Annotated in this window: 22 protein-coding genes and 4 tRNA genes; 17 read left to right on the top strand and 9 right to left on the bottom strand. The window is 70.8% G+C overall.

The genetic code is table 11. From position 1 onward, the window contains the following. The first annotated feature begins 211 nt into the window (after nucleotides 1-211). The 5 genes from purS (at nucleotide 212) to DEJ43_RS19150 (ending at nucleotide 4885) form a co-directional block, all read left to right on the top strand. Nucleotides 212-457, top strand: coding sequence for a phosphoribosylformylglycinamidine synthase subunit PurS (gene purS, locus DEJ43_RS19130; protein ID WP_015035032.1), 246 nt, complete (start codon nucleotides 212-214; stop codon nucleotides 455-457). Continuing rightward, a complete protein-coding gene (purQ, locus tag DEJ43_RS19135; RefSeq protein WP_015035033.1) occupies nucleotides 454-1134 on the top strand; it encodes a phosphoribosylformylglycinamidine synthase subunit PurQ in 681 nt (226 codons plus the stop codon). Before purS ends, purQ begins: the two co-directional genes overlap by 4 nt. Beyond that, nucleotides 1134-3383 carry a phosphoribosylformylglycinamidine synthase subunit PurL gene (gene purL / locus DEJ43_RS19140; protein WP_015035034.1) on the top strand — a complete coding sequence of 750 codons (2250 nt, stop codon included), beginning with the start codon at nucleotides 1134-1136 and terminating at the stop codon, nucleotides 3381-3383. Before purQ ends, purL begins: the two co-directional genes overlap by 1 nt. A gap of 87 nt (nucleotides 3384-3470) precedes the next feature. Then, complete coding sequence (locus tag DEJ43_RS19145; RefSeq protein WP_015035035.1) at nucleotides 3471-3971, top strand: ArsR/SmtB family transcription factor; 501 nt, start codon at nucleotides 3471-3473, stop codon at nucleotides 3969-3971. A 26-nt stretch (nucleotides 3972-3997) separates the two neighbouring features. Beyond that, on the top strand, nucleotides 3998-4885 hold the full coding sequence (locus DEJ43_RS19150; RefSeq protein WP_015035036.1) for a M23 family metallopeptidase: 888 nt from the start codon (nucleotides 3998-4000) through the stop codon (nucleotides 4883-4885). Here the strand turns inward: DEJ43_RS19150 and DEJ43_RS19155 are convergent. After that, nucleotides 4873-5277, bottom strand: coding sequence for a nuclear transport factor 2 family protein (locus DEJ43_RS19155; RefSeq protein ID WP_015035037.1), 405 nt, complete (start codon nucleotides 5275-5277; stop codon nucleotides 4873-4875). The two genes, DEJ43_RS19150 and DEJ43_RS19155, sit on opposite strands and share 13 nt — an antisense overlap. A 78-nt stretch (nucleotides 5278-5355) precedes the next feature. Between DEJ43_RS19155 and DEJ43_RS19160 the strand changes: the two genes are divergently transcribed. From DEJ43_RS19160 to purM, 4 genes are all read left to right on the top strand, one after another. Further along, the gene (locus DEJ43_RS19160) at nucleotides 5356-6144 is read left to right on the top strand and encodes a maleylpyruvate isomerase family mycothiol-dependent enzyme (protein ID WP_015035038.1); all 789 of its coding nucleotides are present in this window, start codon (nucleotides 5356-5358) and stop codon (nucleotides 6142-6144) included. Nucleotides 6145-6200: 56 nt separating this feature from the next. Then, on the top strand, nucleotides 6201-7097 hold the full coding sequence (locus DEJ43_RS19165; RefSeq protein WP_015035039.1) for an META domain-containing protein: 897 nt from the start codon (nucleotides 6201-6203) through the stop codon (nucleotides 7095-7097). A 228-nt stretch (nucleotides 7098-7325) separates the two neighbouring features. Continuing rightward, the gene (purF, locus tag DEJ43_RS19170) at nucleotides 7326-8852 is read left to right on the top strand and encodes an amidophosphoribosyltransferase (protein ID WP_015035040.1); all 1527 of its coding nucleotides are present in this window, start codon (nucleotides 7326-7328) and stop codon (nucleotides 8850-8852) included. Between the two features lie 43 nt (nucleotides 8853-8895). Beyond that, entirely contained in the window at nucleotides 8896-9975 is a 1080-nt protein-coding gene (purM, locus tag DEJ43_RS19175; protein WP_015035041.1) for a phosphoribosylformylglycinamidine cyclo-ligase, read from the top strand. Between the two features lie 162 nt (nucleotides 9976-10137). Here the strand turns inward: purM and DEJ43_RS19180 are convergent, their stop codons facing one another. Both DEJ43_RS19180 and DEJ43_RS19185 read right to left on the bottom strand, forming a co-directional pair. Then, nucleotides 10138-10392: a DUF3073 domain-containing protein gene (locus DEJ43_RS19180; RefSeq protein WP_015035042.1), complete on the bottom strand. Its 255-nt coding sequence runs from the start codon at nucleotides 10390-10392 to the stop codon at nucleotides 10138-10140. 334 nt (nucleotides 10393-10726) lie between these two features. After that, nucleotides 10727-11818, bottom strand: a complete 1092-nt coding sequence (locus DEJ43_RS19185; protein WP_041664066.1) for a Leu/Phe/Val dehydrogenase — start codon at nucleotides 11816-11818, stop codon at nucleotides 10727-10729. Nucleotides 11819-11973: 155 nt separating this feature from the next. Here DEJ43_RS19185 and DEJ43_RS19190 point away from each other — a divergent pair, with 155 nt between their 5' ends. Continuing rightward, nucleotides 11974-12843, top strand: a complete 870-nt coding sequence (locus DEJ43_RS19190) for a DUF8083 family protein (RefSeq protein ID WP_015035044.1) — start codon at nucleotides 11974-11976, stop codon at nucleotides 12841-12843. A 581-nt stretch (nucleotides 12844-13424) separates the two neighbouring features. Continuing rightward, the gene (gene bldC / locus DEJ43_RS19195) at nucleotides 13425-13631 is read left to right on the top strand and encodes a developmental transcriptional regulator BldC (RefSeq protein WP_003949541.1); all 207 of its coding nucleotides are present in this window, start codon (nucleotides 13425-13427) and stop codon (nucleotides 13629-13631) included. Nucleotides 13632-13961: 330 nt separating this feature from the next. On the opposite strand, the gene DEJ43_RS38775 is transcribed toward bldC, so the two are convergent. The 3 genes from DEJ43_RS38775 to hrpA all read right to left on the bottom strand — a co-directional run bounded on the left by DEJ43_RS38775 (nucleotide 13962) and on the right by hrpA (nucleotide 18447). Continuing rightward, nucleotides 13962-14321, bottom strand: coding sequence for a DUF6274 family protein (locus DEJ43_RS38775; RefSeq protein WP_369124459.1), 360 nt, complete (start codon nucleotides 14319-14321; stop codon nucleotides 13962-13964). A 26-nt stretch (nucleotides 14322-14347) separates the two neighbouring features. Then, nucleotides 14348-14421 (bottom strand) — tRNA-Asp (locus DEJ43_RS19200). 87 nt (nucleotides 14422-14508) lie between these two features. Continuing rightward, entirely contained in the window at nucleotides 14509-18447 is a 3939-nt protein-coding gene (hrpA, locus tag DEJ43_RS19205) for an ATP-dependent RNA helicase HrpA (protein ID WP_015035046.1), read from the bottom strand. A 141-nt stretch (nucleotides 18448-18588) separates the two neighbouring features. Between hrpA and DEJ43_RS19210 the strand changes: the two genes are divergently transcribed. The 3 genes from DEJ43_RS19210 to DEJ43_RS19220 are packed head-to-tail and all read left to right on the top strand — an operon-like array spanning nucleotide 18589 to nucleotide 20687. Further along, entirely contained in the window at nucleotides 18589-18939 is a 351-nt protein-coding gene (locus DEJ43_RS19210) for a hypothetical protein (RefSeq protein WP_041662691.1), read from the top strand. Between the two features lie 57 nt (nucleotides 18940-18996). Then, complete coding sequence (locus tag DEJ43_RS19215) at nucleotides 18997-19848, top strand: DsbA family protein (RefSeq protein WP_015035048.1); 852 nt, start codon at nucleotides 18997-18999, stop codon at nucleotides 19846-19848. Further along, complete coding sequence (locus tag DEJ43_RS19220) at nucleotides 19845-20687, top strand: cytochrome c biogenesis CcdA family protein (protein WP_015035049.1); 843 nt, start codon at nucleotides 19845-19847, stop codon at nucleotides 20685-20687. The genes DEJ43_RS19215 and DEJ43_RS19220 overlap by 4 nt, the downstream gene beginning before the upstream one ends. 98 nt (nucleotides 20688-20785) lie before the next feature. On the opposite strand, the gene DEJ43_RS19225 is transcribed toward DEJ43_RS19220, so the two are convergent. The 3 genes from DEJ43_RS19225 to DEJ43_RS19235 all read right to left on the bottom strand — a co-directional run bounded on the left by DEJ43_RS19225 (nucleotide 20786) and on the right by DEJ43_RS19235 (nucleotide 21068). Continuing rightward, nucleotides 20786-20859: transfer RNA gene (locus tag DEJ43_RS19225), tRNA-Phe, on the bottom strand. Between the two features lie 22 nt (nucleotides 20860-20881). Beyond that, nucleotides 20882-20955: transfer RNA gene (locus tag DEJ43_RS19230), tRNA-Asp, on the bottom strand. A 40-nt stretch (nucleotides 20956-20995) separates the two neighbouring features. Continuing rightward, nucleotides 20996-21068: transfer RNA gene (locus DEJ43_RS19235), tRNA-Glu, on the bottom strand. A 104-nt stretch (nucleotides 21069-21172) separates the two neighbouring features. Here DEJ43_RS19235 and DEJ43_RS19240 point away from each other — a divergent pair. The 3 genes from DEJ43_RS19240 (at nucleotide 21173) to DEJ43_RS19250 (ending at nucleotide 24900) form a co-directional block, all read left to right on the top strand. Next, nucleotides 21173-21523, top strand: coding sequence for a metallopeptidase family protein (locus tag DEJ43_RS19240; RefSeq protein WP_041662692.1), 351 nt, complete (start codon nucleotides 21173-21175; stop codon nucleotides 21521-21523). 291 nt (nucleotides 21524-21814) lie between these two features. Continuing rightward, nucleotides 21815-22384, top strand: a complete 570-nt coding sequence (locus tag DEJ43_RS19245; protein WP_071891418.1) for a hypothetical protein — start codon at nucleotides 21815-21817, stop codon at nucleotides 22382-22384. Between the two features lie 197 nt (nucleotides 22385-22581). Next, nucleotides 22582-24900, top strand: coding sequence for a DEAD/DEAH box helicase (locus DEJ43_RS19250; RefSeq protein ID WP_015035052.1), 2319 nt, complete (start codon nucleotides 22582-22584; stop codon nucleotides 24898-24900). The last annotated feature ends 117 nt before the right edge of the window (nucleotides 24901-25017 follow it).

Raw genomic sequence — 25017 nt, forward strand, 5'->3', positions numbered from 1 at the left:
AATTGTTTCAGCGTGTCCCGGTGCAATGAGGTACGCGATATTTCACTCGAATTTTGCGTGGGTGTGCTCGGGCGGGGGTCTGGGTGGTGTTCGTCGGCCGGGCGCCCCCGTGACCTGGCTTTTGTAGGATCCTTCAGATCTCTACCCGCGTAGAATTTGGAGACAGGTACGCTGAGGGAACCGCCCACGCAACACACCACCGGGAGTGCCAGTGGCACGCGTCGTAGTCGACGTCATGCTCAAGCCGGAGATCCTCGACCCTCAGGGGCAGGCGGTGCAGCGTGCACTGCCCCGCCTGGGATTCGCCGGAATCGCCGACGTCCGTCAGGGGAAGCGTTTCGAGCTGGAGGTGGAGGGACCGGTCGACGACGCCGCCCTCGCCCGCATCCATGAGATGGCCGAAACCTTCCTTGCCAACACCGTGATCGAAGACTTCGTCGTGAAGGTGGAGTCGTGACCGCACGCATCGGCGTCGTCACGTTCCCCGGAACGCTCGACGACCAGGACGCGCTGCGTGCCGCCCGCCTGGCGGGCGCCGAGCCCGTCTCGCTCTGGCACCGCGACAAGGACCTCAAGCAGGTCGACGCCGTGGTCCTGGCCGGCGGTTTCTCCTACGGCGACTACCTGCGGGCCGGAGCCATCTCCCGCTTCTCGCCGGTGATGGAGACGATCATCGAGCAGGCGAAGGCGGGCATGCCCGTCCTCGGTATCTGCAACGGCTTCCAGATCCTCACCGAGGCCCATCTGCTGCCGGGCGCGATGCTGCGCAACAACCACCTCCACTTCATCTGCCGCGACCAGAAGCTGCGGGTGGAGAACGCGGAGACCGCCTGGACCTCGGACTACACCGAGGGCCAGGAGATCGAGGTCCCGCTCAAGAACATGGACGGCCGGTACGTCGCCGACGAGCGCGTCCTCGACGAGCTGGAGGCCGAGGGCCGGGTCGCGTTCCGCTACCTGGACATGAACCCCAACGGCTCGCTCCGTGACATCGCCGGCATCACCAACGCCGCGGGCAACGTGGTCGGCCTCATGCCGCACCCCGAGCACGCCGTCGAGCCGCTCGTCGGCACCGGCAAGACGGACGGCCTCGGATTCTTCACCTCGATCCTCAAGAAGCTGGTCAACGCCTGATGAGCCTCGACACCGTCAAGCACGCGAGCGAGACGCCGGACACCGAGCAGCCCTGGAAGGAGCTCGGCCTCAAGGAGGACGAGTACGCGCGCATCCGCGAGATCCTCGGCCGCCGTCCCACCGGTGCCGAGCTCGCCATGTACTCCGTCATGTGGTCCGAGCACTGCTCCTACAAGAGCAGCAAGGTCCACCTGAAGCAGTTCGGCGAGAAGGTCCCGCAGAACGACGCCATGCTCGTCGGCATCGGCGAGAACGCGGGCGTCGTCGACGTCGGCCAGGGTTACGCGGTCACCTTCAAGGTCGAGTCGCACAACCACCCGTCGTACATCGAGCCCTACCAGGGCGCGGCCACCGGCGTCGGCGGCATCGTCCGCGACATCCTCGCCATGGGTGCCCGCCCGGTCGCGGTCGTCGACCCGCTGCGCTTCGGCGCGGCCGACCACCCCGACACCAAGCGCGTGCTGCCCGGTGTCGTCGCCGGCATCGGCGGCTACGGCAACTGCCTCGGCCTGCCGAACATCGGCGGCGAGGTCGTCTTCGACGAGTGCTACCAGGGCAACCCGCTGGTCAACGCCGGCTGCATCGGCGTCATGAAGCACGAGGACATCCACCTCGCCAAGGCCTCAGGCCCCGGCAACAAGGTGATCCTGTACGGCGCCCGCACCGGCGGCGACGGCATCGGCGGCGTCTCGGTCCTCGCGTCCGAGACCTTCGACGACACGAAGCCGACCAAGCGCCCCGCCGTCCAGGTCGGCGACCCGTTCCAGGAGAAGCTCCTCATCGAGTGCACCCTGGAGATCTTCAAGGAGAAGCTGGTCGCGGGCATCCAGGACCTCGGCGGCGCCGGGCTCTCCTGCGCCACGTCCGAGCTGGCCTCCGCCGGCTCCGGCGGCATGCACGTGGACCTCGACAAGGTCCACCTGCGCGACGCGACGCTCTCGCCCGAGGAGATCCTCATGAGCGAGTCGCAGGAGCGCATGTGCGCGATCGTCGAGCCCCAGCACGTCGACCGCTTCCTGGAGATCTGCGAGAAGTGGGACGTCATCGCGGTCGTCATCGGTGAGGTGACCGACGGCGAGCGGCTGGAGATCTTCTGGCACGGCGAGCAGATCGTCGACGTTCCGCCGCGCACGGTCGCCCACGAGGGCCCGGTCTACCACCGGCCGTTCGCGCGCCCGGAGTGGCAGGACGCCCTCCAGGCCGACGACGCCGGCAAGCTGCCCCGGCCGCAGAACGGCGAGGAGCTGAAGGACCAGGTCCTGAAGCTGGTCTCCTCCCCGAACCAGGCCTCGAAGTCCTGGATCACGGACCAGTACGACCGGTTCGTGCAGGGCAACACGGTCCTGGCGCAGCCCGAGGACGCGGGCATGGTCCGCATCGACGAGGAGACCAACCTCGGCGTGGCCATGGCGACCGACGGCAACGGCCGGTACGCGAAGCTCGACCCGTACACGGGTGCGCAGCTCGCGCTGGCGGAGGCGTACCGCAACGTCGCCGCTTCCGGTGCGAAGCCGCTGGCCATCTCGGACTGCCTGAACTTCGGTTCGCCCGAGGACCCGGCCGTGATGTGGCAGTTCGCCGAGGCCACCCGTGGTCTCGCGGACGGCTGTCTGCAGCTGGGCACCCCGGTGACCGGCGGCAACGTCTCGCTCTACAACCAGACCGGTGAGGTCGCGATCCACCCGACGCCGGTCGTGGCCGTCCTCGGTGTGATCGACGACGTCAACCGCCGTACGCCGATCGCCTTCGCGGAAGAGGGCCAGCTCCTCTACCTGCTCGGTGACACGCGTGAGGAGTTCGGCGGTTCGGCCTGGTCGGAGGTGGTCCACCAGCACCTCGGCGGTCTGCCGCCGGCCGTGGACCTCGACCGGGAGAAGCTGCTCGGCGAGATCCTGATCTCGGCCTCCCGCGACGGCATGATCGACGCGGCGCACGACCTGTCCGACGGCGGTCTCGTCCAGGCGGTCGTCGAGTCCTGCCTGCGTGGCGGGAACGGCGCGCGGCTGGTCGTGCCGGAGGGCCTGGACGCCTTCACGTTCCTCTTCAGCGAGTCGGCGGGCCGTGCGGTCGTCGCCGTCCCGCGCAGCGAGGAGCTCCGCTTCACCGACATGTGCGGTGCGCGCGGGCTGCCGGCGACCCGGATCGGTGTCGTCGACGGTGACGCGGTGGACGTCCAGGGCGAGTTCACGCTCTCGCTGGCCGAGCTGCGCACGGCGCACGAGGCGACGATCCCGGCGCTGCTGGCCTGACGTTCCTCCTGAGAGCCCCCGCCTTCGGGCGGGGGTTTTCTCTTGCCCTCGTTGTACGACATTACGTAATCACGTAATGTCGTACGCATGGATCTCGAACAGCGGGTCGCCGCCCTGGAGCGGCGCCTCGACGCCCTGGAAAGCACCGCCCCGGCCCCCGCCCCGCCCACGGAGGGCGACTTCTGGGCGCTGGAAGGGCTGAAGCGCGAGCTGGCGGAGGCCGCCGCCGACGACGGCGGGGTCCTCTATACGGGCGCGGTACGGCTGCCGACGGGCGAGCGGTACGAGTGGCAGTTCGGCGCCCTGACCGAGGACCTGCTCGGCCGGGACTGGCCGGAGAACGCCGAGTCCCTCGCGGCGCTCGGCCATCCCGTACGGCTCCGGCTGCTGCGGGAGGTGCTCGGCGGCCGGCGCACGGCCGCCGAACTGGCGGAGCTCGAGGAGATCGGCACGACCGGCCAGATCTACCACCACCTGCGCCAACTGACCGGCGCGGGCTGGCTCAGGACCACCGGCCGCGGCCGCTACGAGGTCCCGGCGGCCCGGGCCGTCCCGCTCCTGGTGGTCCTCACGGCGGCCCGACCTTAACCGCGATCCTCCCGGGGGGAGCCCTCATGCCCGCGCGCACCACGACCTCGCGCCCCACGACCGCACGCATCACGACCTCGCGCGCCGCATCCGCGCGCAGGGCAGTCGTCCTGCTGCACCGCCTGCTGTGGCTGGTGTTCATCGTCCAGGCCGTCGCCTCGCCCTTCGTCGACCTGCCCTACCCCTATTGGGCCGGCTGGCTGCCCGCGGTCGCCGCGGTGATCATCGGCACCGGCCTCTCCGTCTCCGCCCGCCGTCAGGTCGAGGCCACGCCCCGCGCGACGGTCGAGGTGGACCCGCCGGTCACCGGCCGCTGGTCGGCGCTGAACAGCCCGGCGGACCGCACGCCCAGCCACGGCACCCACCAGTACGGCCAGACGTACGCCATCGACATCGTGGCGGAGGACGGGACGCGGCCCCGGCCGGCGTTCGCGTGGCTGTGGCCGGTGGCCCGGCGCGCCGAGGACTTCCCGGCCTTCGACGCGCCGCTGCTCGCGGTCGCCGACGCGACCGTCGTGCACGCCGAGGACGGCCTGCGCGACCACCTCAGCCGCAACTCGCTGCTCGGCGTCCTCTATCTGATGCTGGTCGAGTCCGGCGCCCGGGGCCTCGCGGGAGCCCGCCGGGTGACCGGGAACCACCTGGTCCTCGACCTCGGCGGGGGTACGTACGCGATGTACGCGCACCTGAGGCGCGGCTCCCTCGCCGTCCGCCCGGGCGACCGGGTCCGCGCCGGCCAGGAACTCGCCCGCTGCGGGAACTCCGGCAACTCCACCGAGCCGCACGTGCACTTCCAGCTGATGGACGGCCCGGACCTGGACACCGCGCGGGGCGTGCCGTTCAGCTGGCGCGGGGTCGGCGTACCGAGGAACGGCGAGACGTTCGCGGTGCCCGGCGGGGTCTACTCGGCCTGACCCCAGAAGGCGTCGGCCTCGTCGATGTCCTCGACGCACTCGTCGATGTCGGTGATCTTGCCGCCGACGATGGTGAAGAAGAGGCCGCCCTGCATTTCGATGCCCCGGTTCCCGCGGTCGCCGTGCCACCTGTGCACCGACATGGCATGGCCCCTGCCGTCCGCGTAGACGCCCTGCAGTTCGACCCGGAACGTGCCGTGGGTGAGGTCCATGAGCCGCTTGTAGTGGTCGAGGACGTTGCTGACACCCTTGAAGTGGCCGGACATCTGGCTGGATCCCGGTGAGTGGTGGGTGCAGTCGGAGACCATCAGCGACCCCAGGGTCTCCATGTCTCCCCGGGCGAACGCCTCGTAGCCCCGGTGGACCACGATGCTGTCAGGGTGCTGGGCCATGACCGATCGACCCCTCTCGTACGGGTAGGTGCGCTGCCGGAAGCCCTCCCCCTCCAGTCTCCGACTACCCTCGCCCCCATGCCACCGGCCAAGAAGCGCACCCGCAGCTACGACTCCACGAAGATCCGGGCCGCCGTGCTCGCCCAGTTCGCCCACGTCCGGGAGGCGGTCGAGGCGCTCACCCCCGAGCAGCTCGACGGGCCGACCCGGCTGGGGGAGTGGACGGTACGGGACCTGGCGGGCCACGTGACGATGGTGCTGGCCTCGATGGCACGGAAGCTCGGCGAGCCCGAGCCGGCCCACCGGGAGCTCGCCCTGCTCGACTGGCCCCAGGTCACGGCGACGGAGGCGGCGAGCATCGACGAGGACACCCGGGCGGTCGACACGACCGATCTGCCGGCGCTGTTCGCGGAGACGGCGGCCCGGTACGAGGCGGCGCTCGCGGACGTCCCCGGCGAGCGGCTGGTCCCGACCCGCTTCGGTGCCATGACCGTCGCCGACTTCCTCGTCACCCGTACCGTCGAACTGGTCGTCCACACCGACGACCTGAACGCGGCCACCGGAGCCGGCATCCCCTTCGACCGGCAGGCCCTGGCCGCCTGCACCCGGCTGCTCGCCGACGCCCTCGCGGCGAAGGCCCCGGGCGGGGCGGTCGAGGTGCGGATCCCGCCGTACGCGGTGGTGCAGTGCGTGGAGGGCCCCCGGCACACCCGGGGCACCCCGCCCAACGTGGTCGAGACGGACCCGATGACCTGGATCAGGCTGGCGACCGGCCGCGCGGAGTGGGCGACGGAGCTGGACGAGGCCCGGGTCGGCGCGAGCGGCGAGCGGGCCGATCTGAAGGCCCTCCTGCCGTTGATGGGCTGAGCCTCCCGTACGGGAGGCCGGCGGAACCGAGTTCCGCCGCCGTCCGTCCCACCCCCATGCAGACGCAGACGCCGCGCACCCTCGCATCCGCCGCATCCGCCGCCGCCCTGGTCCTCCTCCTCGCCGCCTGTGGCACCGAGGGGGGTACGGGCTCGGGGCCGGGGTCCGGTTCGGACACCGTCTCGCCCGACCTGCCCGTCGCCGGGACCCACTGGACGATCGGGGCCGTCACGGTCGACGGGCGCAGGTCCGCCGCCCCGGACGGCGCCCGCGTCGAGTTCACGAAGGACGGCCGGGTCCGGGGCAACAGCGGCTGCAACACCTTCGGCGCGACCGTCGCCGTGCGCGGCGAGACCCTGACCGTCGGCCCGCAGGAGATCACCGCGATCGGCTGCCCCGCGGACCGGCAGCGCTTCGAGACGGAGCTGATGAAGGCCCTCACCGGACCGCTCAAGGGGAAGCTGGCGGGCGAGGCGCTCACCCTGGCCTCCGCGGACGGCCGCGCCGGAGTGGAGCTGGCCGCCGAGGCGGACGTGCCGCTGCGCGGGACCACGTGGAAGATCGACGGGCTGGTCTCCGGGAACACCGCGTCCTCGCTGCCCGCCGGCAGCGGGGACAAGGCGCGTCTCGTGTTCGGCGCGGACGGCCGGGTCACCGGCAACCTCGGCTGCAACAACTTCTCCGCGGCCGCCCGCGTCGAGGGGAAGACGGTGACGATCGAGGGCCCGGCGGCGACGACCCGGATGATGTGCACGAGCCCGCAGATGCGGCTGGAGACGAAGCTGTACGAGCTCCTCGACGGCCCGCTCACCTACCGCCTGGACCACCGGACGCTGACCCTCGTGAACGCCGAGGGCGAGGGCCTGGGCGCGAAGGCGGCGGACGCGAAGGCCGGGGCGACTGGTGGAACCTCCGACGGAACGGACGGCCAAGCGCCCCCGGCCTCCCGGTGAACGGGCCTCTCGGGGTCTCCCCGGGGTGCCCTCCGTCACATCGTGAGGGGCCTCCGGTGCTGGTACGAGCGTCCGCTCGGGAGGGTTCCGGAGCCGGAATCCCTTACCGTGCCTGCCTCGTAGGCCCCTCCAGGCCGGAAATGATCATTTCGTGCGATCGCACGAGCGGGACCAGGCCTGCATTTCCTCAATTCGGACCAGTGGTCGAGCCCGTCTACACTCGGAAACGTGCCACGTGGTGACGGTCGACTCAATCACGACCTGCTCCCCGGCGAGAAAGGCCCCCAGGACGCTTGTGGCGTCTTCGGTGTCTGGGCTCCGGGTGAAGAGGTCGCAAAGCTCACGTACTTCGGGCTCTACGCCCTCCAGCATCGGGGCCAGGAATCCGCGGGAATCGCGGTCAGCAACGGCTCCCAGATCCTCGTCTTCAAGGACATGGGCCTCGTGTCCCAGGTCTTCGACGAGACCTCTCTCGGTTCCCTCCAAGGTCACATCGCGGTCGGTCACGCCCGCTACTCGACCACCGGGGCCTCCGTGTGGGAGAACGCGCAGCCGACGTTCCGGGCGACCGCCCGCGGCTCCATCGCGCTCGGCCACAACGGCAACCTGGTGAACACGGCGCAGCTCGCCGAGATGGTCGCCGACCTGCCCAAGAAGGAAGGCCGCTCGACCCGGGTGGCCGCCACCAACGACACCGACCTGGTGACCGCGCTCCTCGCGGGCCAGGTGGGCGAGGACGGTGAGCCGCTCACCATCGAGCAGGCCGCCGCGAAGGTCCTTCCCGAGGTCCGGGGCGCCTTCTCCCTCGTCTTCATGGACGAGCACACGCTCTACGCGGCCCGTGACCCGCAGGGCATCCGCCCGCTGGTCCTCGGCCGTCTCGAGCGCGGCTGGGTGGTCGCGTCCGAGTCCGCCGCCCTCGACATCTGCGGCGCCAGCTTCGTCCGCGAGGTCGAGCCCGGCGAGATGATCGCGATCGACGAGAACGGCATCCGCACCTCGCGATTCGCGGAAGCGAAGCCCAAGGGCTGTGTCTTCGAGTATGTGTACCTGGCTCGTCCGGACACCGACATCGCCGGCCGGAACGTGTACCTCTCCCGCGTGGAGATGGGCCGCCGCCTCGCCAAGGAGGCGCCCGTCGAGGCCGACCTGGTGATAGCGACGCCGGAGTCGGGCACCCCGGCCGCCATCGGCTACGCCGAGGCCTCGGGCATCCCCTTCGGCGCCGGTCTGGTGAAGAACGCCTACGTCGGGCGCACCTTCATCCAGCCCTCCCAGACCATCCGCCAGCTCGGCATCCGGCTGAAGCTGAACCCCCTCAAGGACGTCATCAAGGGCAAGCGCCTGGTGGTCGTGGACGACTCGATCGTCCGCGGCAACACCCAGCGCGCGCTCGTCAAGATGCTCCGCGAGGCCGGTGCGGCCGAGATCCACATCCGGATCTCCTCGCCGCCGGTGAAGTGGCCCTGCTTCTTCGGCATCGACTTCGCCACCCGCGCGGAGCTGATCGCCAACGGCATGTCGATCGAGGAGATCGGCAAGTCGCTGGGCGCGGACTCGCTCTCGTACATCTCCATCGACGGGATGATCGAGGCGACGACGATCCAGAAGCCGAACCTCTGCCGTGCCTGCTTCGACGGCGAGTACCCGATGGAGCTGCCGGACCCGGAGCTCCTCGGCAAGCAGCTCCTGGAGAACGAGCTGGCGGCGGGCCCCGCCGCCACCGCGGCCTCCGACGCCCTGCGTCGCCCGTAAGACCCCGCTGCAACCCGCAGTACGACACGAAAGCTCTGAACCCATGTCTCAGACCGTCAGTGCCGAAGGCGGCGCCAGCTATGCGTCCGCGGGCGTCGACATCGAAGCGGGCGACCGCGCCGTCGAGCTCATGAAGGAGTGGGTGAAGAAGACGCGGCGCCCCGAGGTCCTCGGCGGCCTCGGGGGCTTCGCCGGCCTCTTCGACGCCTCGGCCCTCAAGCGCTACGAGCGTCCGCTGCTCGCCTCCGCCACCGACGGCGTCGGTACGAAGGTCGACATCGCCCGCCAGATGGGCGTGTACGACACCATCGGCCACGACCTGGTCGCGATGGTCATGGACGACATCGTCGTCTGCGGCGCCGAGCCGCTCTTCATGACCGACTACATCTGCGTCGGCAAGGTCCACCCCGAGCGGGTCGCCGCCATCGTCAAGGGCATCGCCGAGGGCTGTGTCCTGGCCGGCTGCGCCCTGGTCGGCGGCGAGACGGCGGAGCACCCGGGCCTGCTCGGCCCGGACGACTTCGACGTGGCCGGCGCGGGCACGGGCGTCGTGGAGTACGACCGGCTGCTCGGCGCGGATCGCATCCGTACGGGGGACGCGGTCATCGCCATGGGCTCCTCGGGTCTTCACTCGAACGGGTACTCGCTGGTCCGGCACGTGGTCTTCGACCGCGCCGGCATGAGCCTCGACCAGCAGGTCGAGGAGCTCGGCCGGACGCTGGGCGAGGAGCTCCTCGAGCCCACCAAGATCTACTCGCTGGACTGCCTGGCCCTCACCCGGACCACGGACGTCCACGCGTTCAGCCACATCACGGGCGGCGGTCTCGCGGCCAACCTGGCCCGGGTGATCCCGGACGACCTGCACGCCACGGTCGACCGTTCGACCTGGGCGCCGGGCGCGATCTTCGACCTGGTCGGCAAGGCCGGTCAGGTGGAGCGCCTGGAGCTGGAGAAGACGCTGAACATGGGCGTCGGCATGATGGCGATCGTGCCGGCGGACTCCGTGGACGCGGCCCTGACGACGCTGGAGGACCGGGGCGTCGAGGCCTGGGTCGCGGGCGAGATCACCGAGCGCGGCGCGCACGCCACGGGCGCGGAGCTGGTCGGCGACTACGCCAAGTAGGACCGGACCGCGGTACGCGAACGGGGCGCTCCTTGCGGGGCGCCCCGTTCGCGTACGGCACCGTACGAGCGGTGCACGAGCGGTGCACGAGCCGTCCGCGGACAGCACAGAAACCCGGCCGGGTGTTCCCGGACCGGGTTTCGGTGCTGTCGATTCAGAAGGTCAAGCGCGACGCGGGGACGCCGAAGGACCGGACTCGTCGTCCTCGTCCTCGTCGTCCTCGTTGTAGAGATCCGCGTACTGGGCGTACGGGTCGTCTTCCTCGTCGTCGTCCTCGAACGGCTCGCCATTCGGCGGCTGACTCGAAGTCGAAGCGCCCAGCTCATTGGCCAGACGCGTCAGGTCCGTCCCGCCGCTGCTGTACTTCAGCTGGCGGGCGACCTTGGTCTGCTTGGCCTTTGCCCGGCCGCGCCCCATGGCTCGACCCCCTCGGTGACGGGGCTCGGTGGCCCCAGAGTCTTGACACGCGTTCATGATTCGGAACGGACTCTCAAAAGAGAGACCGGTCCGTAGGGCTTCAACGGTACCTGTTTCCGCGGGTCTACGGTACGCCGCGCGCATCACATACCCCGGTACAGAACCATCGAGGTGCCCTTTCCTCGCTGGTCAATCGCGATTTTAACCTCTTCTCGGGGCCCGACCCGCCGAGGGGCGTGAGCGAAGTCTCGCCATCGGCCGGGGCCGGACCCCGTACGGCGGCGTGTACGGCCCTGGCCGGGCCGTACACGGACAAGCCGGTGCTCCGGGCGGGTCAGCCGCGCCGCGCGTCCGCCATGCGCTGCTCGGCGATCCTGTCGGCCGCCGCGGCCGGCGGAATCCCGTCGGCCTTCGCACGTGCGAAGATTTCGAGGGTGGTGTCGAAGATCTTCGTCGCCTTGGTCTTGCAGCGGTCGAAGTCGAAGCCGTGCAGCTCGTCGGCGACCTGGATCACGCCACCGGCGTTGACCACGTAGTCGGGCGCGTAGAGGATCCCGCGCTCCACGAGGTCCTTCTCGATGCCCGGGTGGGCGAGCTGGTTGTTGGCCGCGCCGCAGACGATGCTCGCGGTGATGAACGGCACGGTCTCCTCGTTGAGGGCGCCGCCGAGCGCACAGGGCGCGTAGATGTCGAGGCCCTCGACGCGGATCAGCGCCTCGGTGTCGGCGACGACGGTGACCTGCGGGTGCTTGTCGGTGATCCGGCGCACCGACTCCTCGCGCACATCGGTGATCACGACCTCGGCGCCGTCCTCCAGGAGGTGCTCGACGAGGTAGTGGCCGACCTTGCCGACGCCCGCGACGCCGACCTTGCGGCCGCGCAGGGTCGGGTCGCCCCACAGGGTCTGCGCGGAGGCGCGCATGCCCTGGAAGACGCCGAAGGCGGTGAGGACGGAGGAGTCGCCGGCGCCGCCGTTCTCGGGGGAGCGGCCGGTGGTCCACTTGTTCTCGCGGGCCACGACGTCCATGTCGGCGACGTAGGTGCCGACGTCGCAGGCGGTGACGTACCGGCCGCCGAGGGAGGCGACGAAGCGCCCGTAGGCGAGGAGGAGCTCCTCCGTCTTGATCTTCTCCGGGTCGCCGATGATCACGGCCTTGCCGCCGCCGTGGTCGAGACCGGCCATGGCGTTCTTGTACGACATCCCGCGGGCCAGGTTGAGCGCGTCGGCGATCGCCGCGGCCTCGGTGGCGTACGGGTAGAAGCGGGTGCCGCCGAGGGCGGGGCCCAGGGCGGTGGAGTGGAGGGCGATGACGGCCTTGAGGCCGGTGGCGCGGTCCTGGCAGAGCACGACTTGCTCGTGGCCACCCTGCTCCGAGTGGAACAAGGTGTGCAGTACGTCAGCAGGAACGCCGGTCACATCGGTCACGGTGGTGACTCCCAAGTACGAAGCGGCGGTTGCGGCCCTCCCTACGGGTGGGGGAGGACCAGTTCGGCACGAGGGTAAGTCCTACCTGGGCGTAGATCGGCGGCAGTGCTCAGGATCACCCCCTCCCGGAGTACCTCCGTGGAAGGATTCGCGACATGTCGGTCGCCTCCTCGGTCCTCATCCCCTACGCGTCCTATCTGCGGGTGTACGAGCCGCTGGCCGCGTTCCCCGAGCCGGAGCGGACCCACTGGGCCCGCTACGCCGGCCGGCCGGGCGCCCCGGGGGCCCAGGAGGAGCTGCGGCGCTCGCTCGCGGATCTGCTGCCGACGCCTCCGGTCCCGGTGCCGGTGCACGAGAGCGGGGAGGCCTTCGTCGCCGAGCTGGACGGGGTGGTGGTGGTCTGTCCGTGGCGGACCAGGCTGCGGGGGTGGCTGGCGCTCCAGGAGCTGGCCGGCCAGTTCCCCGAGCCGGTGCTGGACGCGATGCTGCCGCCGGTGGTGCGCCTGCAGGTGGCGGGGGACTACGAGCGGTGGCTGAGCAGGAACCCGGACGCGCGGCCGTGGATCAGGACGGCGGTCTGGCAGGTGCCGTTGCGCTGGTTCGCCCTTTTCGGGGACGAGGACCGGGAGTACGAGCCGGGGGAGCGGCCGGACGGCGGGGACGGTGCGGGGCCGGGGCGGGCTCCGGTGCTGCGGTACCGGACGACGATGGCGCAGGCGCGGCGGCGGCTGGCGCGGGCGCTGCGGGCGCTGCGGGAGTCGATCGACGACGGTCCGATGACGGAGGGCCTGATCGAGGTGGGGCGCTGGCTGGAGGAGTTCCATCCGCGGGCGCTGGTGGAGCTGGATTTCGGCGGTCTGGTGCACGCGGTCACGGAGGAGTGGCTGGCGGAGGACCGGTCGGCGGCGCAGCTGGCGGAGGGGCTCGCGGCGCTGCGGGCCGGTGACGGGGAGCGGGCGAGCGACACGTACGGGCGGCTGGCGGAGCGCTGGCGGACGGTCAGGGACCTGCGGTTCGCGAATTGACATCAGTCGGGCATCTTCGTCAGGTCGGTATCGACAAGACATGTCCGGCCGGTGTAAATGATCTTCGGGGTTGTCCGAATCTGCACGCCTGGATTCGGTCGCTCCCGCCGGCCGGGTCTTTCGGCACCCGTACGGCGGGGACGTTGGTCCCGATCCGGGCCTTTGGCTCAAGCGTGACGGACAGCACGTAACGCACCCTTGCGCCCATCGCCCACCCTCGTGCCAAAATAGGACAAGGAGTCCGGGGAGGGTTCCTTCCGTCCATCTTTGGGCGGAACGCTCAGCATTGCACTCTATGGGGGGTCTGAGGACTCCTGATCGCTCTGTGACTGATCGTCACAGTGGCGTGACTGTCCGTTATGGCATGGTCCATCGACTTCCGCCGCTGATGAACACCTGCGAGGGCAATTCCATCGGTTTGGCCGACGTGGCTGGACGGATGGTGTAGTTGTAGTGCCGAGGACAAGCCGTTCGTCCTATAACCGACTCGGCCCGCTTCTGCCATTTCGGGCAACGCGGGTCAAGGTGCAGAATTTAGAGGAAAGAACCGAGAAGGTTCGGTTCTCCCGAGGAGGCCGCTCATGACCGCTCGCACCCCTGATGCCGAGCCGCTGCTGACCCCTGCCGAGGTTGCCACGATGTTCCGCGTGGACCCGAAGACGGTGACCCGTTGGGCGAAGGCCGGGAAGCTCACGTCCATCCGCACCCTGGGTGGGCACCGCCGGTACCGCGAAGCTGAGGTTCGCGCTCTGCTGGCGGGCATTCCGCAGCAGCGCAGCGAGGCCTGAGGTCGCGCTCACACCCCGCAGTACCCCGTAACACCGGGCCCGTCCGGATCCCCCAATCCGGTCGCCCACCCCTAGCTCTGCCGACGGATTCCTGCCCCAACAGGCCTTCGTCAACGATCGCGCTGGACTCCGCCGGGTCTGGCGCGATCTTTTTTGTGCCCGGCGTCACTCCCCGGCGAGTGGTGCAATTGCACATATTAAATCGGGCCGGTGTAGGGAGGGTGTAAGTGAAGCGGTTCCTGAAACTGCCTCAGTGACTCCCGTCACACCGGCGAAGTCTTGCCAAAGAACAGCCTGCCACTGCGCGGACGGTCCCCAACCCGCCGTTGGTCATGGGTCGGTGGGACTTTCGTCCCCAGTGCCGTCCGCCGGCTCCTGCGGCTCCCCCGGCCCCTCCTGCGGCCCGTCCTCCGGCCGTCCGGGCTCGGGGGCCTCCGGGGGCTCCGGAGGCTCCGGAAGCTCCATGGCGAGCCGCAGGAGGCGATGGCAGACCACGCAGTGCCTCGTGAGGTGCCCGTAGCGGGACGCGGCCGCCAGATGGGCGCGCAGCAGTGCTCTCGTGTCGTGCCGTGCTGCGGACGCCGCGGCCATGCGCGACCACCTCCGGTGTGGGCCCCCGGTTCCCTGATGTCCGGGGTACCGGCGGGCTCCCGTCCCCGTCAAGCACGGAGACACAACGAAGGCCCGCATCTCGCGATGCGGGCCTTCGTGAAAAGCGACTCTGACGGGACTTGAACCCGCGACCTCCACCTTGACAGGGTGGCGAGCTAACCAACTGCTCCACAGAGCCTCGCTCGCAGCCCCTTGTAAGCGGCTGCGAGCAAGACTGTACAGCAGGTCAGGGGGTCTGGTCGAACTCACCGACGGCGACGACCCGCTACGGGGCCGCCGCGTCGATCGCCTTCACGATCCGCTTGTCCGAGACCGGGTGCGCCGTGCCGAGCGCGTGCGCGAAGTAGCTCACCCGCAGCTCCTCGATCATCCAGCGGATGTCGGTGACCTCGGACGGCACCGGGCGGCCCTTCGGGAGCTGTTCGAGCAGCCAGGCGTACTCGTCCAGCATCTCCTGGACCTTCTCCATCCGGGTGGTGTCCCGCTGGACCCCGGTCGGCATCTGCTGGAGCCGCCGGTCCACCGCCACCAGGTAGCGCATCAGGTCCGGGAGTCGCCCCAGCCCCGTACGGGTGACGAAGCCGGCCGGCATCAGCCAGGCCAGCTGCGTCCGCACGTCGGTCAGGTTGTTGATCAGCGCCAGGCTGTTCGTCGACTTCAGCCGGCGCTCGCACGCCTGCCAGGCCGCCAGGATCTGCTGGACCTGGCCCACCGTCCGTACGGTCGTGTCCACCAGGTCCGCGCGGACCTTGTCGTACAGCTTCCGGAACGACTCCTCGTCCCACGCCGGGCCGCCGTGGTCCGCGATCAGCTTGTCGGCCGCCGCGGTCGCGCAGTCGTCGAACAGGGCCTGGATCGAGCCGTGCGGGTTCGAGGACAGGGCCAGCTTCTGCTGGTTGGTCAGCTTGTCCGAGGCGAACTTCGCCGGGTTCACCGGGATGTTCAGCATGATCAGCTTCCGGGTGCCCCGCCACATCGCCAGCTGCTGCTCGGCCTCCGTGTCGAAGAGCCGCACGGCGACCGTCGAGCCCTCGTCCACGAGCGCCGGGTACGCCTTGACCGGCTGCCCGCCGCGCTTCGTCTCGAAGACCTTCGTGAGCGTCCCGATCGTCCAGTCCGTGAGCCCCGTGCGCTCCAGGGACGGCCCGGAGCCGTCCGGGCCCCCGGTGGCCGCCGCGGCGGCCTGGGAGAGGGCCTTGCGGGCCTTCGGCCGCAGCTTCAGGCGGAGCGTCTCCAGGTCCTTGTCCTCGGCGAGCTTCCGGCGCCGCTCGTCGACGATCCGGAAGGTCACCTTGAGGTGCTCGGGGACCTTCGCCCAGTCGAAGTCCTCGGCCGTCACCGGCACGCCGACCATCCGCTGGAGCTCGCGGGCGAGCGCCCCCGTCAGCGGCTCCTGCACGGGCACGACCGCGTCGAGGAAACGGCCCGCGAAGTTCGGCGCCGGCACGTAGTGGCGGCGGATCGGCTTCGGCAGGGAACGGATCAGCTCGGTGACGACCTCGGCGCGCAGGCCCGGGATCTGCCATTCGAAGCCCTCGTCCGTCACCTGGTTCAGGACCTGGAGCGGGACGTGGACGGTCACGCCGTCGGCGTCCGCGCCCGGCTCGAACTGGTACGTCACCCGGAACTTCAGCGGGCCCTGCCGCCACGAGTCCGGGTAGTCGTCCTTGGTGACGGCCCCGGCCTTCTCGTTGATGAGCATCTCGCGCTCGAAGTCGAGGAACTCCGGTTCCTCGTGGCGCTTGTGCTTCCACCAGGAGTCGAAGTGGGCTCCGGACACGACGTGTTCCGGGACGCGCTTGTCGTAGAAGTCGAACAGCGTCTCGTCGTCGACGAGGATGTCCCGGCGCCGCGCCCGGTGCTCCAGCTCCTCGACCTCGGTGAGCAGCTTGCGGTTGTCCGCGAAGAACTTGTGGTGGGTGCGCCAGTCGCCTTCGACCAGGGCGTTCCTGATGAACAGGTCGCGGGAGACCTCGGGGTCGATCCGGCCGTAGTTCACCTTGCGGTCGGCGACGATCGGCACGCCGTACAGCGTCACCTTCTCGAAGGCCATCACGGCCGCCTGGTCCTTCTCCCAGTGCGGCTCGCTGTACGTCTTCTTCACCAGGTGCTGGGCGAGCGGCTCGATCCACTCGGGCTCCACGCGCGCGTTGACCCGGGCCCAGAGGCGCGAGGTCTCCACCAGCTCGGCGGACATGACGAACCGCGGGGGCTTCTTGAAGAGCGCCGAACCGGGGAAGATCGCGAACTTGGCGTTGCGGGCGCCCAGGTAGTCGTTCTTCGCGCCCTCCTTCACGTCCTTCATGCCGATGTGCGACAGGAGTCCGGCGAGGAGCGACACGTGGACGGACTGCTCGGGGGCGTCCTCCTCGTTGACGTGGATGCCGAGCTGTTTGGCGACCGTCCGCAGCTGGGCGTAGATGTCCTGCCACTCGCGGATGCGCAGGAAGTTCAGGTACTCCTGCTTGCACATCCGGCGGAAGGAGCTGGAGCCGCGCTCCTTCTGCTGCTCGCGGACGTACCGCCAGAGGTTCAGGAAGGCGAGGAAGTCGCTCGTCTCGTCCTTGAAGCGGGCGTGCTGCTGGTCGGCCTGCGCCTGCTTCTCGGCGGGGCGCTCGCGCGGGTCCTGGATGGACAGGGCGGCCGCGATCACCATGACCTCGCGGACGCAGCCGTTCTTGTCGGCCTCCAGGACCATCCGGGCGAGCCGGGGGTCGACGGGCAGCTGGGAGAGCTTCCGGCCCTGCTGGGTCAGCCGCTTCTTCGGGTCCTTCTCCGTCGGGTCGATCGCGCCCAGCTCCTGGAGGAGCTGCACGCCGTCCCGGATGTTCCGGTGGTCCGGCGGGTCGATGAAGGGGAACTTCTCGATCTCGCCGAGGCCGGCCGCGGTCATCTGGAGGATGACGGAGGCCAGGTTCGTACGGAGGATCTCGGCGTCCGTGAACTCCGGCCGGGAGAGGAAGTCGTCCTCCGAGTACAGCCGGATGCAGATGCCGTCGGACGTACGGCCGCAGCGGCCCTTGCGCTGGTTGGCGCTGGCCTGGCTGACCGGCTCGATCGGCAGCCGCTGCACCTTGGTGCGGTGCGAGTAGCGGGAGATGCGGGCGGTGCCCGGGTCGATCACGTACTTGATGCCGGGGACGGTCAGCGAGGTCTCGGCGACGTTCGTCGCGAGGACGATCCGGCGGCCCGAGTGCGCCTGGAAGACCCGGTGCTGCTCGGCGTGCGACAGGCGCGCGTAGAGCGGCAGGACCTCCGTGTTGCGGAGGTTCCGCTTGAGCAGGGCGTCCGCCGTGTCGCGGATCTCCCGCTCGCCGGAGAGGAAGACCAGGACGTCGCCGGGGCCCTCGGCCTGGAGCTCGTCGACGGCCTCGCAGATCGCGGTGATCTGGTCGCGGTCGCTCTCCTCGGAGTCCTCTTCGAGCAGGGGCCGGTAGCGGACCTCGACCGGGTACGTACGGCCGGAGACCTCGACGATCGGGGCGTCGCCGAAGTGGCGGGAGAAGCGCTCCGGGTCGATGGTCGCCGAGGTGATCACGACCTTGAGGTCGGGGCGCTTCGGGAGCAGCTGGGCCAGATAGCCGAGCAGGAAGTCGATGTTGAGGGACCGCTCGTGGGCCTCGTCGATGATGATCGTGTCGTAGGCGCGCAGCTCGCGGTCCGTCTGGATCTCGGCGAGCAGGATGCCGTCCGTCATCAGCTTCACGAAGGTCGCGTCGGGGTTCACCTGGTCGGTGAAGCGGACCTTCCAGCCGACGGCCTCGCCCAGCGGGGTCCGCAGCTCCTCCGCCACCCGCTCGGCGACCGTGCGGGCGGCGATCCGGCGGGGCTGGGTGTGCCCGATCATGCCCCGGACGCCCCGGCCGAGCTCCAGGCAGATCTTCGGGATCTGGGTGGTCTTTCCCGAGCCCGTCTCACCGGCGACGATCACGACCTGGTGGTCGCGTATCGCCTCCAGGATCTCGTCCTTCTTCTGCGAGACGGGCAGCTGTTCGGGATAGGTGACCGCGGGCACGCGGGAGGCGCGCCCGTCGACGCGTTCCTTGGCCTTGGCCGCCTCGACGGCGATCTCGTCCAGGACGGCCGCGCGGGCCTCGGGCTTGCGGATGCGGCGGGCGCCTTCGAGACGGCGGCCGAGCCGGTGGGAGTCCCGCAGCGAGACCTCGGCCAGGACGGACTGGAGGGCGGCGAAGGAAGTAGACATACGGAATCCAGGATCGCACCTGGGGCCGAGAAGCGGCGAACCGATTTACGAGCCGCGCCCCCGGGGACGGGTGGCTTCCCGGGCGTGAGGAGCCGGGTGCGTACTATTTCGGGCACGTCGACCCGGCCGGAGAGGTTTCGCATGTTCCGCACCACCCGCGCGGCGGCGGCGTTCGCCGCGCTCGCGGCCCTGGTGCTGGGCCTCCTGGTGTGCGGGACGACGACGGGTACGCCCCGGGCGGCCGGCCCGGTCGTCCTCGGCGCCGCCGTCCCCGGCTGCGACCCCGGCCACCCCGCCGACGAAGGGGCCGCCGGTCCCGTCGTACCGCCGCGTGCGCACGGGTTCGCCGAGCTGCTCCCGGCGCTGGCCGCCGACCGGGCGCCGGGCGGGGTCCGGCAGCCGTACCCGGACGGCCCGGGCGTGTCGCCGGGGCGGGAGCCCCCCGCGCGCGTACCGCTGTCTCCCGTGGAGCTGTCGGTCCTGAGGGTGTAGACGGACGGCCGTCCTCCGCCGCCCGTCCCGTCCTGCGTACCTCAGGAGCACTTCCGCATGTCCAAGAACCCGCCCAAGCCCGCCTCCAAGGCCCCGTCCAAGCGCGCGCCGAAGTCCGCGTCCAAGGCGAAGCCGCTCGCCGTCGTCTCCGGGGTGGCCGTCGCCGCCGTCCTGCTCGGCGTCGTCTCGTACACCGCCACCCGGCCCGCCTCCCCCGGCGCCGCCGGCTCCGGCTCCGTCGCCGAGGTCTCGGCCGACCCGTCCGCGGGCGTCTACGCCGAACTGGAGGCGTACGCCCGCCGCGACGCCGCCGACAAGCTCGCCCTCGGCCGCGCCGACGCCCCCGTCGTCCTCATCGAGTACGCCGACTTCAAGTGCGGCTACTGCGGGAAGTTCGCCCGGGACACCGAGCCCGTCCTGGTGAAGAAGTACGTCGACAGCGGCGTCCTGCGCATCGAGTGGCGGAACTTCCCGATCTTCGGCGAGGAGTCCGAGGCCGTCGCCCGGGCCTCCTGGGCGGCCGGGCAGCAGGGCCGGTTCTGGGAGTTCCACAAGGCGGCCTACGCGGAGGGCGCCAAGGAGAAGGGCTTCGGGAAGGACCGGCTCGCCGCCCTCGCGAAGGAGGCGGGCGTCCCCGACGCCGCCCGGTTCGCGAAGGACAGCGAGGGGGCGCCGGCCCGGGCGGCCGTGAGCGCGGACCAGGAGCAGGGGTACTCCCTCGGCGCGACCTCCACCCCCTCCTTCCTGATCAACGGCCGGCCGATCGCGGGCGCGCAGCCGCTGGAGACCTTCACGGAGACGATCGAGGCGGCCGCGAAGGCGGCGAAGGCGAAGCCGTCGAAGCCGTCCGAGCCGCGGAAGTCCTCCCCGCCGGCCGGGGCGGGCGAGAAGCCGGGCGCCGGACAGTGACCTCCGGCATCGGCTACTTCGCCGCCTTCCTCGGCGGGCTGCTCGCCCTGCTCAGCCCGTGCAGCGCCCTGCTCCTGCCGGCCTTCTTCGCGTACTCGATCGACACGCGCGCGAAGCTGGTGGCCAGGACCGGCATCCTCTACGCGGGCCTGGCGACCACCCTGGTGCCGCTCGGTGCGGCCGGCTCCTTCGCGGGCCGCCTCTTCTACGGCCACCGGGACCTGCTCGTCACCGTCGGCGGCTGGCTGATCATCGGGCTCGGGGTGCTCCAGATCCTCGGCCTGGGCTTCGCCTCCCGTCGGATCGCCGAGGCGAGCGGCCGGATCAGACCGACCTCGGCGCTCTCGGTGTACGCGCTCGGCCTGGTCTACGGCCTCGCGGGCTTCTGCGCGGGCCCGATCCTGGGCAGCGTCCTCACGGTCGCCGCGCTGAGCGGCAGCCCGGCGTACGGCGGGCTGCTCCTCGCCGTGTACGCGCTCGGCATGGCGGTCCCGCTGTTCGTGCTCGCGCTGCTCTGGGAGCGGTACGACCTGGGCCGGCGGTCCTGGCTGCGCGGCCGGCCGCTCCGGCTCGGCCGGCTCACCCTCCACTCGACCTCACTGGTCTCGGGGCTCTTCTTCGTGGCCCTCGGCACGATGTTCCTGGTCTTCGACGGGACGACGGCGCTGCCGGGCCTGCTGTCGGTGGACGACTCGTTCGCCGTGGAGCAGCGGGTGGCCTCGCTGGGCCGGGCGGTCCCGGACTGGGCGCTGCTCGTCGCGGTGGTGGCCGTGGTGGCTCTGGTGCTCGTGGTGCGGGCGCGGCGGGGGAGCCGTACGGGGGAACGCGAGGAGGTCTGAGACTTACGGGGAGGGGGCGCCGGCCTCCTCCCCGTACGCCCTCCCGGGTGCGGACACACGACGAAGGCCCCGTTCTTTCGAACGGGGCCTTCTGTTTGTGGCTGGGGCCGGGGTCGAACCGGCGACCTATCGCTTTTCAGGCGATCGCTCGTACCAACTGAGCTACCCAGCCACGAAGCTGTTTCCAGCTTCAGCGACTCTGACGGGACTTGAACCCGCGACCTCCACCTTGACAGGGTGGCGAGCTAACCAACTGCTCCACAGAGCCAAGCTTGTGCGCGATCACTAGTCTCGCACACGGTACTGCGTGCCCCCAACGGGATTCGAACCCGTGCTACCGCCTTGAAAGGGCGGCGTCCTGGGCCACTAGACGATGAGGGCTAGAGGCTCACCTGCGCGCTTTCCAGCGCGTCGGGGACGTGAGAAGCATATGGGATGCCGGGCGCTATCGCCAAAACGGTTTCCGGGCGGGGGACAATGGGCGGGTGCTGGAGATGACGCGCGAGGAGTTCGAGGAGCTTGTCTCCGAAGCCCTGGACCGGATTCCGCCGGAGCTGACGCGGCTGATGGACAACGTCGCCGTGTTCGTGGAGGACGAGCCGCCCTCCGACGATCCCGAACTGCTCGGGCTCTACGAGGGGACGCCGCTGACCGAGCGGGGCGAGTGGTACGCCGGCGTGCTGCCCGACCGGATCACGATCTACCGGGGGCCGACGCTGCGGATGTGCGAGTCGCGCGAGGACGTGGTCGCGGAGACCGAGATCACCGTGGTGCACGAGATCGCCCACCACTTCGGCATCGACGACGAGCGGCTGCACGCGCTGGGCTACGGCTGACCGGGCTCCCCCCCCCCGGGCCGCTCCGGGCCGGCGGGCTCCCGTCCGACGGGCGTCGGTCCGGCGGCCGCCGGGCGTGTCCCTTGCGGTGCCAAGGGAGTTGGGCAGTGCAACGCGTTCCGTTCCTGCCTGTTGTGTCCTGGAGGTGCCCCCGTGCGCCATTTGCCCACCCCGGTGAGATGGGCCGCCACCGCGCTGGCCGTCGCGGCCTGTGCCGGTCTGAGCGGCTGTATGAGTGTGAGTGACGAGGGGGCGAAGCCGGGGCCCGGCGCGTCCGGCGGAAAGCACGGCGTGGCGACCGAGTCCGACGGCGGCGGGGGCGGCGCCGCGGGCGGCGAGGGCGGCTCGGGGAACGGCCGGCCGGACGGCGGCGGACCGGACGTGGCGGGCGCGGGCCAGGAGTCCCCGGTGCCGAGCGGCTCACCCTCGGGCACGGCCACGGCCTCCCCGGGCGCGGTGCTGCCGGTGGAGGGTCCGGGCGGCCCCGGCGGCACGTCGAAGCCGCAGCCGACCGGCGGCGGCCACGACGGCCCGGGCGGCGGCGCGGGCGGCTCCGCGGGGAACGGCGGCAACGGCGGGAACGGGAACGGCGGGAACGGCGGCGGGGGCAACGGCGGCGGTTCCGGCGGCCCGGGCGGTGGCGGCTCCACGCCGACGCCGAACCCCACCCCCGAACCCACCCCGGAGCCGACCCCCGAACCCACCTCCAACCCCACCCCCGAGCCGACCCCGGAACCGACCTCCAACCCCACCGACCCGCCGACCCAGGGACCCGACACCCAGATGGGTGCGATGCGGGCCGCGGACGGGCCGGGAGCGCCCCCGGAACCGGTGGCGTCTCCGCAGGTCGGACCGGTGTGACGGAGTCCGATTTGCCATAGGTGGGGGAGGGTGCGTATGGTGGTAGATCGTTTGATCCCATTGCCCGGCGCCGACACAGAAGAGCGCCGCGTGGCGCGTACTCTCCCTAGCCGTGGCTGACCGCATTGAGGCGGTCGTTTGCGAAATCACGGAGTTGACGGGCGCGTGCCGAGACTCCGGAAGGTTTCGCATTTCGCATGTCCATTTTCAGTTCTGACCACGCCGTCATGCCCGAGAACGACGAGATCGTCGAGGCCGTAGCGGCCACCGAGACCGTCGAGACGGCCGTGATCGAGGCCGACGACATCATCGACGCCGTCGACACCGACGCCGACTCCGCCGAGGAGCCGGCCGAGCCCACCATCACCTTCGGCGACCTCGGTCTGCCGGAGGGCGTCGTGCGCAAGCTCGCGCAGAACGGCGTCACCACCCCCTTCCCGATCCAGGCCGCGACCATCCCGGACGCCCTGGCCGGCAAGGACATCCTGGGCCGTGGCCGTACCGGCTCCGGCAAGACCCTCTCCTTCGGTCTCCCGCTGCTCGCCACCCTGGCCGGCGGTCACACCGACAAGAAGAAGCCCCGCGGCGTCATCCTCACCCCGACCCGCGAGCTCGCGATGCAGGTCGCGGACGCCCTCCAGCCGTACGGCGACGTGCTCGGCCTCAAGATGAAGGTCGTCTGCGGCGGTACGTCCATGGGCAACCAGATCTACGCCCTCGAGCGCGGCGTCGACATCCTCGTCGCCACCCCGGGCCGACTGCGCGACATCATCAACCGCGGCGCCTGCTCCCTGGAGAACGTCCAGATCGCCGTCCTCGACGAGGCCGACCAGATGGCCGACCTGGGCTTCCTGCCCGAGGTCACCGAGCTGCTCGACCAGGTTCCGGTCGGCGGCCAGCGCCTCCTCTTCTCCGCCACCCTGGAGAACGAGATCGACAGCCTGGTCAAGCGCTACCTGGTGGACCCGGTCACGCACGAGGTCGACCCGTCCGCCGGTGCCGTCACCACCATGACCCACCACGTCCTCGTCGTGAAGCCGAAGGACAAGGCGCCGGTCACCGCCGCCATCGCCGCCCGCAAGGGCCGCACCATCATCTTCGTCCGCACCCAGCTGGGCGCCGACCGCATCGCGGAGCAGCTGCGCGACGCCGGTGTGAAGGCCGACGCGCTGCACGGCGGCATGACCCAGGGCGCCCGTACGCGCACCCTCGCCGACTTCAAGGACGGCTACGTCAACGCGCTCGTCGCGACCGACGTCGCCGCCCGAGGCATCCACGTCGACGGCATCGACCTGGTGCTCAACGTGGACCCGGCCGGCGACCACAAGGACTACCTGCACCGCTCGGGCCGCACCGCCCGCGCCGGCCGCTCCGGTGTCGTGGTCTCCCTGGCCCTGCCGCACCAGCGCCGCCAGATCTTCCGGCTGATGGAGGACGCGGGCGTCGACGCCTCGCGCCACATCGTCGGCGGCGCCGGCGCGTTCGACCCCGAGGTCGCCGAGATCACCGGCGCCCGTTCGCTGACCGAGGTCCAGGCCGACTCGGCGAACAACGCGGCCAAGCAGGCCGAGCGCGAGGTCGTCGACCTGACCAAGCAGCTGGAGCGCCTCCAGCGCCGCGCGGTCGAGCTCCGCGAGGAGGCCGACCGTCTGGTGGCCCGCGCCGCCCGTGAGCGCGGCGAGGACCCCGAGGCCGCCGTCGCCGAGGTGACCGAGGCCGCCGAGGCCGAGGTCGCGGCCGCAGCCGTCGAGGCCGAGCGTGCCGCCCGCGCCGAGGAGCAGCGCCGCGAGGAGCGCCCGGCCCGTGACGAGCGCGGCAACTACGAGCGCCGTGACCGTGGCGGCTTCAACCGCGACGACCGCGGCGACCGTGGCGACCGTGGTGGGTTCCGTGGTGGCGACCGCGGCGGTGACCGTGGCGGCTTCCGCCGCGACGACCGTCCGTCCGGTGGTTTCCGTCGCGATGACCGTCCGTCGGGTGGCTTCAACCGTGACGACCGTGGTGGCCGTTCTTTCGAGCGTCGTGACAACGACCGTCCGTCCGGTGGTTTCCGTCGCGATGACCGTCCTTCGGGTGGCTTCAACCGTGACGACCGTGGTGGCCGTTCTTTCGAGCGTCGTGACAACGACCGTCCGTCCGGTGGTTTCCGTCGTGACGACCGTCCTTCGGGTGGCTTCAACCGTGACGACCGTGGCGGCCGTTCTTTCGAGCGTCGTGACAACGACCGTCCGTCCGGTGGTTTCCGTCGTGACGACCGTCCTTCGGGTGGCTTCAACCGTGACGACCGCGGTGGCCGTTCCTTCGACCGCCGTGACGACCGCCCCTCCGGCGGCCACCGCGGCAGCGACCGCCCGTTCAACCGTGACCGTCGCGACGACCGCCCCTCCGGCGGCTTCCGCCCGGGCGGCGGCGACCGCCCCTACGGCCGTCGTGACGACCACCGCGGCACCGGCACCGGCTCGGCCGGCGGCTTCGCCCGCCGCGACGACAAGCCGCGCTGGAAGCGCAACGGCTGACCTCACGTAGCAGGCTGAGCAGGGCCCGTACGACACTTCGGTGACGTACGGGCCCTGCTTCTTTGAACAGGTTCGGAACTCGGTTCCGGGGCGGCGGAGCGGCTGTTAGCATCGGCG

This window comes from Streptomyces venezuelae ATCC 10712 (assembly GCF_008639165.1).
Taxonomy (GTDB): domain Bacteria; phylum Actinomycetota; class Actinomycetes; order Streptomycetales; family Streptomycetaceae; genus Streptomyces; species Streptomyces venezuelae.